Consider the following 15,188-nt stretch of genomic DNA (forward strand, 5'->3'; position numbering starts at 1 on the left):
TATGAATTTAAAAAACAGAGTCATCATTTTAATAAATAAGGAGGAGTCATATGAGAAAAAAGATATTTTTAATAGGAATAGTAGTTCTTCTATTGCTGAGTAGTTTTTCAACTTATATCTTTGCGGATGATGTAGAAGAAAAAACGATAGAATTTTTGATTAATGAAGAAGAGATTAAAGAAGGATATAACAATTTTGTAGAAATGAACATAGATATTCCAAGTGGTTTATTTGAGAAAGACATTGAACTTTATAAATTACAGAAAAAGCAGAAAAAGAAAGTAGAAACAGAGTGGGAACGGGTTGAAGATACTTATACAGCAACCATTCCATTTTCTGAAGATGGAAGATACAGAGTTGAAGTTGTTTTACCTGGAAAAGAAAAAACTTATTTATCCAGCGAATTTGTAATTGATCAACAAAAACCAACTCTCATCTTTAAGGCAGGTAATAAAGAATTTGAGAGTTTACCTGATTTTGTAAATAAGAAAGAGAAAATAGAAATATCTTTTCAAGATAAAAATTTAAAAAAGGAAACGACATCAATATCTATTAATAAAGATGGAGAAGTAATTTACAGTGAACAGGGAAAACGACATTATGACTATAACTTAAAAGAAGAAGGAACTTATGTTTTTCATGTTTATGGAGAGGATAAAGCAGGGAATTCAATTACCTATTCAAATGAGGACTTTCCTCTACATGTAGATTTTAAAAAGCCTGTCTATCGCTTTAGTGATGGTATAAACGTTATATCGAAAAATACAGTTTTTTATGCACAGCAGGATGTATATGTAGAAGTAGAAGATCTTAATTTTCAGAAAGACAAAAGTAAAGTATATGTAAATGAACAAGAATTAGCAGGAGAATGGATTAAAAAAGAAAATCTATGGGTAATGAAAATTCCATGTTCTACATCAGGTAAATATACATTGGGAGTATATCTTGAGGATCATGCAGGGAATGTTGTAGAGAATTTAAAGGCTTTACAATTTGAATTAGATACTTTATTTCCAGAAGTAGAAGTACGATTAAATGATACAAATATTGATCATGCGTCAAATTACTATAACGAAGAGCAGCGACTAAATTTTATTGTTAAAGAAAACCATCTAAATAAAGAAAAAAGTGCTGTTATGGTAAATGGGAAAAAACTGCCATGGAAAAAAACAGAAGGAGGTTATCAGGGGGAAATTGTTTTAAAAGATGGAACTTATGAAATAGCTTATGAGCTGCAGGATAAGGGTGGACATAAAATAGAAAATAAGTATCCATCATTTATTGTTGACAGTAGAAAACCTGAAGTTTTAGGTAGCAATAAAAAAATAAAAGATTTTGAGAATAAACCGTTTCATCTGCAGTATAAAATTAAAGAACCTAATATAGATATTGAAAAAAGCAAATTATATCGCTTGCAAAATAATGGAAAAGAAGAAATCCCTGTTAGATGGAAAGAAGATGTTTTTTGGTTTGCAGATATGAATTTTGTAGAAGATGGAACATATGATTTGGTTTTTGAAATATGGGATTTAGCAGGAAATAAAACGGTGATAAAACCGAAATATTTTGTTTTAGATACAGTTCCTTATAAGGTTTCTATGAAAGTAAATGATTTAGAAGTTGATACAAATCATACATATAGAACAAATCAAAAAGTGAATCTTTCTTTTTCATGGGAAGAGGCTTATCCAGATATAGAAGAACTTTGGTTAGTACATGATAAACAAAGGTTAAAACTACCATTAAGAAATGATGGTTTTGAATGGGAAGCAATGCCTTCTAAAGAAAAAGAAAGTTCGTATTCCTTTTATTTAACCTTGAAAGATAAAGCTGGAAATATAACGCATAAAGAGTTTCAAATTGTATTAGATTCTTTATTGGCTGATCCTCAAATTGGGAATGATGTATTTCATGGTACTCCATATTCTGGCAGCTGGAAACCAAAGTTGAAAGGGGAAGATAAAGATTTTAAAATATTAAATTACGTAATGTTGAGAAATCAAAAAGTTTATCCTTATGAATGGGGAAAAGAAATAAAAGAAGATGGATTTTATGAACTTCAGGTTTATGTACAGGATAATGCGCAAAATCAGAAAGGTTTTCTACAGCCATTTAGATTTGAAATTGATACAACAGCTCCTAAGTTGGCAATGATGGACGAGAATGGAAATATGATTGAGCAGAATGCGAAAATAAAAAAGAAAAATTTGCAGCTTTCGATTTTGATGGAAGAGGACAAAAATGATGAGAAACTTACTTCTCTTTATATAAATGGAATAAAACAAAAAGTAAATAATAATCAAAATTTTATTTTTCTACCAGAAACAGGATTGGTAAAAGTGGAAGCACAGGCAGAAGATGCCGCAGGAAATATAAGCACTTATACATGGCAGGGATATGTTTTAGAAAATACTATGAAAAAAAAGATACTATCCATTTTTAGAAGTAATGAAATGGGTATTATTGCAGGCGTTATAATCCTTTTCATTGTTTCCTGTGGATTCTGGATTTGGAAAAAACATGAAAAATGAAAAACTGATTCAGATTAGTGCTTATAGTGAAACATGTGTTGATTCTTATATTCTATCAGATAAGCAATCGTGTTATTGGCTGTTTCGCACAATAGAGAGGTCAAAAGAGCCTTTCGTTGAAGTTTATAAATCAAAAGGAAAATGGTGTATTCGAGAAAATAATACGTATCATCTTCTTTCAAAAGAGAATAAGTATCTGGAAATTAAAAAAGTCAATTACATCCAGAGTGCATCATCTTTAGTTTTGTTATATATGGAAGAGTTAGAAAAAAGTACATTTATTTCACAAAAAATTCCCGATAAAAAAAGTTTTCTATTGGGACGGGATGATGCTTGTGATATATGTATAAATCACCCATTTGTTTCTAAAATACATATACGATTCGAAAAGCAGGAACAAGATTTATATTTGTTTGATGAAGAAAGTAAAAATGGTGTATATGTAAATAACAAACGTGTAAAAGAGAAAAAATTACAAGATGGAGACAGTATCCAAATACCAGGAATTCAAATGTTATATGTGCATTCTTATTTTTTCATCTCTGAAAATATAGATACCTTTATACATATGAAGAAGAAGGAACATCAATATGTACAAAGAAAAGGAATCCCAGGTTTTCCAGCTGTTATTTACACAAAAGAGAAAATAAAACCAGTCTTTGCGGAAAGAGAAATTTCACTAGAATTAATACACATAAGTACGAAAGAAGAAATGCCATTTTGGTATACTTTAGGACCATCCTTTACGATGGGATCGGCTTCTTTATTAAGCGCGGTTTTTATGCTTCAACAAGCGATTTCTCAAAAAAGTTCACTACAGCAGATAATACCTTCAGTTACAATGGCTGTAAGTATGATGCTTACTACAATGTTTTGGCCATTGATTTCAAAATATTATGAAAAAATACGATTTAAAAAACAATACAACAGTCTTTTAAACGACTATCGCAGATATCTAAAAGTGAAAAATAATGAAGTTTATAAATACATTCAAGAAAAACAATGTTATGAAAGAAATAAAATAGAAGATTTCATTACTGTGAAAAAATATATTGAAACAAGAAGTCCGTGTTTGTGGAATAGAAAAAAAGAGAATGATGATTTTTTGTATCTTCACTGTGGATGGAAACTGAAAAAAATAAAAGCACCTATTTCTGATAAACAGGAAGTGTTTGATCTTCAGAAAAATGAAGTAAAAGAAGAATATTTGAAGTTTGTAAATAGTTCATATGAAATAAAATATCCTTTTCTTGTTGATTTAAAGAAGTATACGATAGGAGTCTATGGGGAAAAGGCATTGTATTATGGGAATATGTTTATTTTGTATATAGCAGCTCTTCATTCTAAAAAAGATGTAACTATACTGCTTGTTGGTGAGCAGGAATATTTATGGAAATCAAAAGCAAAATGGATTTCTCAAGTAGAGGAAAACAATATACGTCATGTATATAGTGATGAAAAAGATATACAAAAATTATTAGTGTATCTCAAACAAAAAAGAAGTGAGAATCGATTTTATATCATTGTCTTATTAAATATTTCAAAAAAACTGACACAGCAAATTTTAAATAGTGTTTATTTAATGAAAAACGTGAAATACATACAATGTTGTAAAGAAAAAGAAATGCTTTCTGATTCCGTAGATTTTATTTTCTCTACTGAAGATAAAAATGTGTTTTATAAAGAAAATAAAAAACAGGAAAACATTTTATTTGAAGTTGAAAAAAAGGAATCTACTGAAAATTTATTTCGAAAACTTATGCTTTTACAGGAATTTGAAGAGGATAAAAAAGATATTTATGAAAGTTTTGGAGTTCTTTCTCTATACTCTTGTACATGTTTGAACCAATTAAATATTCTAGAAAGGTGGAAAGAATCACAAAGCGAGGATTCTTTGCGTGTTCCCATTGGAATTGATGAGTTTAATGAATATATTTGGCTAGATGCACATGAGAATGCACATGGACCACATGGCTTGTTTGCTGGTACTACAGGTAGTGGGAAAAGTGAATGTATTTTGACATATATACTTTCTTTATCTATCCAATTTTCATATGAAGATGTTTGCTTTGTTATTATTGACTATAAAGGAGGAATGATGGCAAATGCATTACAGGGGCTTCCCCATGTTTCATGTATAATGACAAATTTATGTGAAGATGAAAGAAGACGAATGCATCTTTCTTTACAAAGTGAAGTCAATCGTCGTCAACAGATATTTGCGAATGATTCCTTAGGAAGCATGGATATTTATAAATATCAAAAACTTGTTCATGAACAAAAAAGAAAAGAACCTATTCCTCATATGTTCATAGTTATAGATGAGTTTGCACAATTAAAGCAACAATATCCAGACTTTTTAGATTTTTTAAAGCAGATTGCTAGAATTGGAAGAAGTTTAGGCATTCATCTTTTATTAGCTACACAAAAGCCATTTGGTGTAGTTGATGAAGAAATTTGGAGCAATTCTCATTTTCATTTATGTTTAAAAGTACAGGATCGACAAGATAGTATGGATATGTTGAAAAATGATGATGCAGTATATTTGAAAAATCCAGGAGAATTTTATCTTCAAGTTGGAAATAATGAAGTCTATGTGAAAGGAAAAAGTGCATGGACACAGCAGCCATATATAGATGAAAAAACAAAAAATGATAAAGAAGATAAAGTACTTCGAATCTTTAATCAGCAAAAAGAACTTTTAAAAGAAGTGAAGCCTAAAACCTATAGGGAACATACAGAATTGCAAATGATTGTTTTCTATCTGAAAAAAATTGCGAAAGGAAAATGTGCTAAACAATTGTTTTTTCCAAATTTAAAACCAGATTTAGAAAGAATAAAGAGTTCTTTACAAAATTGCTGGAATATGGGGATGGTAGATGATATTTCGAAACAAAGCCAATATCCATGGATACTTGATATTTCTCAATTCCATCATCTTTTACTCATCGACAGCAAAGAAAAGGCAAGTTTTCTTAATGTCTTCTTACAGGAAAATGAAAATTTATATCAGGATAACCCTGTTTATGTTTATATATTAGCGGTTCATCCAGGTTCAAAAGAGTCTTTATTACAGTATCCAAGCGTGCAGGAGGCAATTTCTGTTGAAGAATCTGAAAAAATAAAACATTTTCTTTCATATTTAAAAAATAGAATACGTAAACGAAAAAAGAATGAAGAAGAAAAGAATGATATTGTTATTGTATTGCAGGAATTTGAATATTTTAAAGAAACATTTCCTGAACTTATGGAAGATATTCTCTTTCTTTTAAGAGAGGGAGAAAAAACGAATATTCATTTCTTTGTTTTTGGAAGTGATTTACAGATGATTCCTTATCTGCTTTTTCCTTATTTTGATTTACGTATCATAGGAGAATTGCGTGAAGAAAGTAGTTATATAACATTGCTGGGAAACGAAAATTTAGAAAGGCCATTACATCAAAAGGGAAGTTATGTATGTGATGATGGCAGACAAGTAAAAATCGTACAGCTTCATAAAGAGATAAGAGTATCTTATAAGAAACATAAAAAGCCATGGGCCTTGCCTAGTATCTCGAAAGTTATCCCTTTTCCAAAGACGAGGAAAGGATATCTTTTTATCGGAATAGACAAGCAAAGTATGGAGGAATATCAGGTTAGTTTTGAAAAAGAGAAATTTATTGTTTTCTTGACAAATACTACTTTTCTAAATGGATTTGTAAAAGGAATAAAAAGACAGCTTCAAGATCATTGTGCTGCATATATAGAAAATAAAAAGGAAACGAAATCTTCTTTCTGTATATGGGATAAAGAGAATGTATCTCTATTACTAGATAATGAAGAAGGTGCAATTTCTTTGCTGGAACAAAATGATGTAAATCATGTGTTTTTTCTTGATATGTCTTGTTATCAGCAAATGAAAGAACTTGATGTTTTTATGGATCGTATGGAAGAAGGTTTAATGGTATGGGTGGGAAGAGGGTTGGCAGATGCATCTTATATGTTAGGGATGCAAGGTATTGCTTATGAAGAAAAACGAAGAAATGCCGTCATTTTAAATAGAAAGCATATATTGTTACAGATTGCACAGGAGATAGATATATGAAGAAAAGAATTCTTATAGAAGTTTTTATTCCTATTTTATCCTTACGCTTTCTTGTGGAAGTCTCACTTTCTTTAAAAATAGAAGAAATGAAAGAAATGATATATAGAAATTTAGAATATATTACTCAAAAAGATATTCCTATAAAGATGTTTATGTACGTATATAACGAAAGAAGTAAACAGATTATGCATCCTGAGCAGTATTTATATGAAAGTGATATTGCTTATGGTGATTGTCTGTTGCTTATATAAAAGAAAGGAGGAGAGTCTTATGGGAATTCAAATTCAAGTGGATCCATCGCGTTTGGAAAGCAGTGCGACAAGAATTGAACAGCAGGCACTTGCATATCAGAAGCATTACAATCAGCTTTTTCAGCAGGTTGATGCGATGTCAAGTGGATGGAGTGGAAAGGATAATCAGGCCTTTACACAGCAAATTAAAGGATTTGAGAAAGATTTTCGAGCAATGCATTTGCTTATGAAAGAGTATGCAAACTTCTTGAAAATCAGCGCCAAAGCATATCGCGATATGCAAAATGATAGAGTGGCACAGGCAAGGCGATTAGCAAACTAAGGAGGAATCACATGGAAATTCAAATTACGCTTGAACAATTACAACAAACAGCACAAGGTATTCGTATGCAGAACAAACAACTTTCCGGCTGTTTGAAAGAAATATCAGCGGTTATGATGCAATTGTCCAGTTACTGGCAAAGCCCATCTTCTGAAACATTAAAAAACAGGTTTCAGGCAATGCTTCCAGTTTTTGACAATTATGAAGTTATTGTTGAATCATACGCTAAATTTTTAGATCAGACAGCAGCAGCTTATCAGCAGATGGAACAACAGTTGAATAGCGGTGCAGATGCTTTCCGCTGAAATGTTGCATGTCATTAGACAATATGAGCAGGAATTAAATTTGATTGAAAAAAACCTGAGAAGCAGCTATTCCTATATATTTTCAGTGGTATTAAAAGAAGAACTCCCATATATGAAACAGCACTTACATAACATGCTGCAAATGATACAAAAACAAAGAACTATTTGTAATCAGCTAAAACAAAAATAAATATAAAGATTTAAAAACAACTGATTAAAACGGATACTGGAAAATTAACATATGCACTTCAAAAAGCGCAAAATATCTCATTTACAAAGCTATATGCTTTAACAAATCGTATTAAAATAAACTCTTATAAAGACAGTAAAAAGCAAATACAGGCACAGGAATTGTATTCTAATTTCATCCAGTTACAAAAAGCCCATCAATCTTTGTGTACATATTTAAGAAGAAGTATACAAGATACAGAAGAACTGGAAACTGCATTGTTGAAAAAAACAAGGGAAATAAACAGCTTGTCATCAATAGCACTTTTTCCTTTAAAAGGCAGTGCTGTAAAAGGAATACTTAAAAGTCCAATAAAAACAGAAATGATGAAAACTACCCATCGGTTTCATCATAGTTTATCCCCATCAAAAAATCTGTTTTCCTATTTAAAAAATGGTGTTTGTGCCGGTATATTTGCAGGATTTACTGCTTATAAAGCTTCACTTACTACATCGAAAAAGTATTTAAATGCTGGAACTTCCTTATCGTTAGGAAGTGCAGATCTTTCTATGGATGCGAAAGTAGTGCCAATGTTAAATGGAAAATTCGACCCCCATCTTGAATTGCGAGCAGAGGTACAGGCAGCTTTAGCAGAAGTGAAGGCGTTTGGAAGTATAGGAAATACATTCATACATGCAGATGCAGAAGGTAAGGTTGGAGTTGGAGTCGCAACAGGTGAAGCAAAAGCGGTGATTAATAAAGAAGAAATTTCTCTAAAAGCCGAAGGAAGTGTTGCGGCGCTTAGAGGTGAAGTAAAAGGTTCCTTTACGATTTTTGGAATTACGATTGAGGCAACTGGCAGCGGAGAAGTTGGTGCACTTGGCGGAGGCGTGGAATTTTCCAGTAAAAGCGGGGAGTTTACCATTGGAGGAAAAGCAAGTCTAGTGGCCGGTTTAGGATTTAAAATTAAGGTAAAATATAACTGATAAGCTAAGGAGTTTAACTAAGATGAAAAAAGAAACTTTAAAAAATTTATTACCATTAGGAAGTGTAGTTTCTTTAAAACAAGGAACAAAAAAAGTACTTATTGTAGGAAGAATACAAGAACATATTTCAAGTGGGAAATTGTATGATTACAGTGCAGTCTATTATCCTGAAGGTATGTTGGATCCACATGAATTGTTTTTATTTCAACAGGAGGATATTGATAAATTGTATCATGTTGGATTGCAGGATAATGATGAATTTGTTTTCCGTACTTTTTTAGAAGAAAAATTAAAAGAAAAGAACTTACTTGAATAAAACTATTTCTAATCCTTTGTTATCATTTTATAAATAACAAAGGATTTTTTTTGATGGTAATTCTTTTAAAAACATTAAAAATAAGATATGATTATACGGTCAAGGAGTGGATAAGATGGAATTTGAAAAAGTAATTGTCCATGTGTTAGATTGTGAGCATAACAATTGTATTACTTCTGTTTCCTGCATGGAAAATATGTCTGTGGAAACAGAAAAAATGTTATTGTCTAAAGCGGAGAAAGTTTTTCAAAATGCAGGCAGAAAGAAAGCGATATTTAAAGAAGAAAGCACGATGAAAAAAAGGCTGGCAGAGCTAAAAGAAGAAAAACTTTCATTTGAAGAATGCAGTGAACAAATTGCCAATATAATTTTTGAAAAGAAAATGCAGTATGCCTTGTATCAGTCAAGTGATTTGGTTATTGCGATCTTGAAAAAAGAAGGAAGACGATACTTTCTAGTATTAGATAATTCTTATATGGAAGGTATAACGCACAATTTACAAGTAAATGAAAATGGTTCTGTTAATGAAATTGTTCCCTGCTTTGGATTGTTAAGTGCAAATCTTGTAAAACAAGATCGTGCATTTTTAGTTGAGCTTTCTGATTTCAGTATTCATTGTGTTGAAAACAAAGTAGAAATTGAAGGAGAAAAAGTAAACTTCATGGCAGATATTATTTTACAAAGCAATGCCAATCCTTCTTATAAAGAAACTTTTAAATGCTTGTCAAAAGTAAGTGAAGCAGTGAGTGAAAAATATGATTTGGATGAAGTAGAAATTGTACCTAAAATGAAAAGTATGCTGGTAGATAGTGCTTCTATGCAGCAGTCTTTAAGTGTTGATGATGTTGCGCAGGTTTTATTTTCTTCTCCTTTAGCACAGGCAGATTTTAAAGAAGAAATAAAAAAACAGGGAATTCCAGAAAAAATAGAAATGGAGTATGTAAAGCCTGCAAAAGCAGAAAAAGTTCAAAAAATAAAAACAGATAAAGGAATTGAAATTATAATTCCAGTAGATTATATGAATTCTAAAGAATATGTAGAGTTTTGTAATCATCCAGATGGAACTATATCCATACAATTAAAAAATATAACATATATTACAAGCAAGTAAACAAAATAAAAAAGTTTCATATACTGTTAAAGAACACAAGGCATATAAGTTGTGTTTTCGCATGATTATGTCATAATAAGTTAAACTATGCGATAGGCATATAGGAGGTTAACGTATGAAACATACAATTGAATTGATTGGAAATACTCCTCTATATCAAATTGAGGATACAAATATTTATGTAAAATTAGAAAAATTTAACGTAGGTGGAAGTGTAAAGGATCGTGCAGTATTAGGAATGCTGCAAGATGCTATAAAAAAAGGAGTTCTTACTTCAGAAAGTGTATTAATCGAGGCAACAAGTGGAAATACGGGGATTGCCTTAGCTATGCTTGGTGCTGTATATAAAATTCCGGTCGTAATTATAATGCCGGAAACTATGAGTGTGGAAAGAAGACAGCTGGTTCGTGCATATGGTGCTAAACTTGTATTAACGCCTGGAAGTAAAGGTATGCAGGGGGCTATGGATAAAATGCAGGAAATGCTGAATGAAAATTCAAACTATGTATCTTTACAACAATTTTCTAATCCATCAAATCCTGCTATTCATTATGAAACAACAGGAAAAGAAATTATGGAACAATTGCCAGATGTAGATATTTTTGTAGCATGTGTTGGAAGCGGAGGAACATTCAGTGGTGTTTCAAAGCGTTTGAAAGAATATAATTCTTCTATTCGCTGTGTTGCTGGAGAACCAAGAACAAGTGCAGTTTTAAGTGGTCAAAAGGCAGGTCCTCACAAGATTCAGGGAATTGGAGCGAACTTTATTCCAGTAAATTTTGATAATACGTATTGTGATGATATCATGCTGGTAGATGAAGAAGAAGCCATTGCGGAAACAAAACGTTTCGCAAAAGAAACAGGAATTCTTGTCGGTATCAGCAGTGGTGCCAATATTGCGTTAGCTAGACGATTGGCACGCTATTATCCAAACAGCAAAATTGTAACCATTGCCCCAGATGGCGGAGAAAAATATTTATCGGTATTGGAGTTTGATTAATATGTTCAAATATCTAAAAGATTTAAATTACAATTTAAATCGGACGTTGGAAATGGATCCGGCAGCACATTCCAAAGCTGAAGTTCTTTTGTTGTATCCTCATATAAAAGCATTGATATTTCATCGGCTGGCACATTTCCTATATAAACATCATTTGTATTTTTTAGCACGTTTCGTTTCCAATATTGCTAGATTTTGGACAGGAATCGAAATTCATCCAGGCGCAAAAATTGGGAAAGGACTTTTGATTGATCATGGAATGGGAGTCGTTATTGGAGAAACAGCTGTAATCGGTAATGATTGTCAAATCTATCATGGCGTAACTTTAGGAGGAACGGGTCATGAACATGCGAAAAGACATCCAACTTTAGGAAATTATGTTATGGTCGGAGCAGGAGCAAAATGCTTAGGGAATATAACAATCGGAGATTATGCGAAAATCGGAGCCAATGCTGTAGTAATCAGTAATGTTCCAAGCAAAGCTACATTTATTGGTTTGGCGGCAAAAGATAAAAGAGAAAAACACCATTGTCATTTAATGGGAAGCATTGAGTAAAAGAGGAAGTTGTATATGAAAAAAGTTGTTGAAATTTGTGCAGGCAGTTATCAGGACTGTCTAGCTGCTCAGAAAATGGGGGCAAGTCGCGTAGAATTGAACAGTGCTTTAAGTGTTGGCGGTCTAACTCCTAGTGTAGCTGTTTTAAGACGCGTTAAAAAAGAGACACAATTACATGTAATCTGTATGGTTCGACCAAGAGGCGGTGGTTTTTGTTATGATGAACAAGATGTTTCCATCATGATGGATGAAGCAAAATTATTACTTGAAAATGGGGCAGATGGGATAGCTTTTGGTTTTTTGAAAGATGATGGAAGTATCGCAATCGAAGAAACAAAAGCTATGGTAGAACTTATCCATTCTTATAAAAAAGAAGCTGTTTTTCATCGTGCCTTTGATGTATGCAAAGATCCATTTATCGCCATCCAGACACTGATTGATTTGCATGTGGATCGTTTATTGACAAGTGGAATGAAAGATAAGGCAGTGCAGGGGAAAGAATTATTAAAACAGCTGCAGCTGCAGTTTAAAGATAAGATTGAAATTTTGGCTGGAAGTGGAATGAATGCACAAAATGCACTATCCTTTATGGAAGAAACAGGAATTTGTCAAATCCACTCTTCCTGCAAAGGATATAAAGAAGATCCAACAACTTCAAAAGGAGATGTAACTTATTCCTATCTGCCTTCACCACATCAAAATGATTATGATATAGTTGAAGAAGAAAAGGTTCATCAGCTCGTTTATAACGTAGAAAAAGGATAAAGGATATGTGTGTAAGCGATGAAGAATTTGAATTTATGTTGTTTTTTCACGAATTCTTGAAATATATGGAAAAAAAATAATGTATCTTCCTATAAAGAACTTCAAAGAATATATGGCAATGATTTGGAAGAAAAAATAAGAATATTGTATAAACAAGAAATTGTAGACTTTGATCAAATCAATGTATTTTTAAGAAAGACAGCAGGCTAATACTGCTGTTTTCTTTTCACATTTTAATTAAAAAATGCTATTATTAAAGACTGGAGGAGTGAAACATGAATCTGATTGTATGTATAGATGAAAGAAATGGTATGTTGTTTCATCAAAAAAGAGTAAGTCAAGATATCCTTCAAAGAAAAGATGTGTATGCATATATAAAAGAACAGCCTTTATATATAAAAAAGAAAAGCGAGGCTTTATATGAACATAAAAATATAGTTGTTATAGATGACTTTTATAAAATAGCACATATGGAAGGATATTGTATCGCAGAAGAAGAGCTAGAAGAAACACTTCTTCAGAAAATGAATCATATTATTGTTTATTGCTGGAATCGTCATTATCCAGCAGATACCTATTTTAAAATTCCACAAAACTTTCAATGTGAACAAGTAAAAGAATTTCGTGGATATTCTCATGAGAAGATTACAAGAAAAGTTTATAGGAGAAATCATGATGCATAATATTATAAAAAAACTGCTTTTGACAGTTGCCCTAATGTGTACAATACTATTAACTGGCTGTACACAAAACAATATAAATAAAGAAAATACGGTTTCACTGGAAACAATTCCACAATTTGAAGGCAAAGCCTATGTTGAATTGAATGGAAATATTCCTTCTTTTCCAGAAGAAGATAAAACGAAACAGTCCTTTGAGCATTATGAAAAACTAGATGTGCTTGGAAGAGCACGGGGAGCTTATGCCAACATTGGGAAAGAAACAATGCCTAAAGAAAAAAGAGGAAGCATATCAAGTGTGCACCCAACAGGATGGAACAATACCCAATACAATTTTGTTGATGGAAAATATTTATATAATCGCTGCCATTTGATTGGTTATCAGCTTACAGCTGAAAATGCGAATGAGAGAAATCTAATTACAGGAACGCGTTATATGAATGTAGAAGGAATGCTGCCTTTTGAAAACATGGTAGCAGATTACATTAAGGAGACAGGAAACCATGTGTTATATCGTGTAACACCTATATATGAAGGGGATAATCTTGTGGCAAATGGAGTGGAAATGGAAGCGGAATCTATAGAAGACAATGGAGAAGGAATTCAGTTTCATGTATTTGTTTATAACGTGCAGCCATTAGTAGATATTGATTATCGTGATGGATCCAGTCAAAAAACAAAAATACAAAGTGATACGAATATGGAAATACGAGGAAATTCTCGATCAAAAATATATCATTGTCCTGGACAGAATGCTTATAAGGACATGAAAGATTCAAAAAATCTGGTAATATTTAGTAGCGAAGAAGAAGCAAAAGCTGCCGGCTATCGAAAAGCCAAACAGTAAATATTATATAGGAAGGTGAAACAGATGCCAAAAGTTGGAATGCGCATGGTAAAATCGGCAATTGCGGTTTTTCTATGCTTTGTAGTATTTATCATAAGGGGAAATAATGGAATCCCATTTTATTCTGCGATTGCGGCAGTATTGTGTATGCAGCCGGAAGTGTCGGATTCTATGTCAAAGGGAAAAAGCAGGATCATATCAACACTGATTGGTGGATGTTTAGGTATGGTTATGTTATATTTTTTTCAAACTTATTTTACATACCAGCAGGATTTTTTGAGATATACGATTATCTCTATTATGATTATTCCATTGTTGTATATTCCTGTTGCGTTACATCAACCTTCAAGTTCTTATTTAAGCTGTGTTGTATTTTTAAGTATTACAGTATCCCATATTGGGGATCAAAGTGCTTTTATTTTTGGATGTAATCGTATTTTAGACACCTTAATAGGAATCTTTCTTGCGATTTTTGTAAATGCTTTTCATCTTCCTCATAAAAAGCATACAGAACTTTTGATCGAAATGCCATTTTCTATGCTTTTGGAAGCAAATGGGAAAATGAATACGTATACAAAAATACATATCAATCAGTTTTTGGAAAATGGAATGAATCTGTTACTTACTTCCAGTAAAACACCAGATGAGGCCTTATCTTCTCTTATGGGACTTCGTGGAAAGTTAGGAATGATTTTGATGGATGGTGTAGTGGGCTTTGACTTAAAAAATAAAGATGCCTATGCAATTCACACATTAGAAAAAGAGGTATGGAAATCTCTGTATTTATCATTACGTGCAGAAAACTATCTTCCTTTTGTATATGAGGTAAGAGATATGTTGTTATATGCACATTATGAACATTTTCAAAATGAAGTGATGAAACAAATGTATATGTCAAAGCGCAAAAAAGATGGAATCGTTTATAATGCACATCAAAATTTAATATCAGAAGAATTAGATGTTTCTATTGTTGCCATGGAACTGTATCTTTGTAAGGAAGAAATGCAGCAAGTACATAAAATCTTATCGCAGTACCAAAAACAAATTACATGGGTACAATATCCATATGATGAACAATATGTAGTTTTACGAATTTATCCAAGTGAAATTGCAGAAAAAGACATCGTTTCTATGCTATGTAAAAAAAGAAAACTTTCTGATGTGTATCGTATCTCTAATGATAAAACTACAAGCAAAGAAGCAATTCGAGAACTAAAACATGTTTTTTATAAAGGTAAATAGAAAATATCAGATTTATTTTTGCT

At 31.9% G+C, this 15,188-nt stretch carries 14 protein-coding genes; all 14 read left to right on the top strand.

The window, feature by feature from the left end:
- The first annotated feature begins 50 nt into the window (after positions 1 to 50).
- The 14 genes from A9CBEGH2_RS01715 (at position 51) to A9CBEGH2_RS01780 (ending at position 15,165) form a co-directional block, all read left to right on the top strand.
- Positions 51 to 2,531: an Ig-like domain repeat protein gene (locus A9CBEGH2_RS01715; RefSeq protein WP_118277824.1), complete on the top strand. Its 2,481-nt coding sequence runs from the start codon at positions 51 to 53 to the stop codon at positions 2,529 to 2,531.
- On the top strand, positions 2,521 to 6,615 hold the full coding sequence (locus A9CBEGH2_RS01720; protein ID WP_147360161.1) for a type VII secretion EssC family protein: 4,095 nt from the start codon (positions 2,521 to 2,523) through the stop codon (positions 6,613 to 6,615). Before A9CBEGH2_RS01715 ends, A9CBEGH2_RS01720 begins: the two co-directional genes overlap by 11 nt.
- Positions 6,612 to 6,866 (top strand): hypothetical protein, encoded by a 255-nt coding sequence (locus tag A9CBEGH2_RS01725; protein ID WP_118361184.1) that lies wholly within the window; start codon positions 6,612 to 6,614, stop codon positions 6,864 to 6,866. The genes A9CBEGH2_RS01720 and A9CBEGH2_RS01725 overlap by 4 nt, the downstream gene beginning before the upstream one ends.
- A gap of 19 nt (positions 6,867 to 6,885) precedes the next feature.
- Positions 6,886 to 7,188 (top strand): WXG100 family type VII secretion target, encoded by a 303-nt coding sequence (locus A9CBEGH2_RS01730; RefSeq protein WP_118361182.1) that lies wholly within the window; start codon positions 6,886 to 6,888, stop codon positions 7,186 to 7,188.
- Positions 7,189 to 7,199: 11 nt separating this feature from the next.
- The gene (locus tag A9CBEGH2_RS01735) at positions 7,200 to 7,493 is read left to right on the top strand and encodes a pore-forming ESAT-6 family protein (protein WP_115714521.1); all 294 of its coding nucleotides are present in this window, start codon (positions 7,200 to 7,202) and stop codon (positions 7,491 to 7,493) included.
- A 351-nt stretch (positions 7,494 to 7,844) separates the two neighbouring features.
- Positions 7,845 to 8,648, top strand: coding sequence for a hypothetical protein (locus A9CBEGH2_RS01740; RefSeq protein WP_118361180.1), 804 nt, complete (start codon positions 7,845 to 7,847; stop codon positions 8,646 to 8,648).
- Positions 8,649 to 8,670: 22 nt separating this feature from the next.
- Positions 8,671 to 8,964, top strand: coding sequence for a DUF4176 domain-containing protein (locus A9CBEGH2_RS01745; RefSeq protein WP_115714524.1), 294 nt, complete (start codon positions 8,671 to 8,673; stop codon positions 8,962 to 8,964).
- 115 nt (positions 8,965 to 9,079) lie between these two features.
- Complete coding sequence (locus A9CBEGH2_RS01750) at positions 9,080 to 10,075, top strand: nucleoid-associated protein (protein WP_118361178.1); 996 nt, start codon at positions 9,080 to 9,082, stop codon at positions 10,073 to 10,075.
- A gap of 115 nt (positions 10,076 to 10,190) precedes the next feature.
- Positions 10,191 to 11,075: a cysteine synthase A gene (gene cysK / locus A9CBEGH2_RS01755; protein WP_118361176.1), complete on the top strand. Its 885-nt coding sequence runs from the start codon at positions 10,191 to 10,193 to the stop codon at positions 11,073 to 11,075.
- A 1-nt stretch (position 11,076) separates the two neighbouring features.
- Complete coding sequence (cysE, locus tag A9CBEGH2_RS01760) at positions 11,077 to 11,631, top strand: serine O-acetyltransferase (protein ID WP_118361174.1); 555 nt, start codon at positions 11,077 to 11,079, stop codon at positions 11,629 to 11,631.
- Between the two features lie 15 nt (positions 11,632 to 11,646).
- Positions 11,647 to 12,396, top strand: a complete 750-nt coding sequence (locus A9CBEGH2_RS01765) for a copper homeostasis protein CutC (protein ID WP_115714528.1) — start codon at positions 11,647 to 11,649, stop codon at positions 12,394 to 12,396.
- A 275-nt stretch (positions 12,397 to 12,671) separates the two neighbouring features.
- Entirely contained in the window at positions 12,672 to 13,079 is a 408-nt protein-coding gene (locus tag A9CBEGH2_RS01770; RefSeq protein ID WP_115714530.1) for a hypothetical protein, read from the top strand.
- A complete protein-coding gene (locus A9CBEGH2_RS01775) occupies positions 13,072 to 13,923 on the top strand; it encodes a DNA/RNA non-specific endonuclease (protein ID WP_163104158.1) in 852 nt (283 codons plus the stop codon). Before A9CBEGH2_RS01770 ends, A9CBEGH2_RS01775 begins: the two co-directional genes overlap by 8 nt.
- A gap of 24 nt (positions 13,924 to 13,947) precedes the next feature.
- Complete coding sequence (locus A9CBEGH2_RS01780) at positions 13,948 to 15,165, top strand: FUSC family protein (RefSeq protein WP_118276793.1); 1,218 nt, start codon at positions 13,948 to 13,950, stop codon at positions 15,163 to 15,165.
- Positions 15,166 to 15,188: the final 23 nt, after the last annotated feature.

Source organism: Amedibacterium intestinale (assembly GCF_010537335.1).
GTDB lineage: Bacteria > Bacillota_I > Bacilli_A > Erysipelotrichales > Erysipelotrichaceae > Amedibacterium > Amedibacterium intestinale.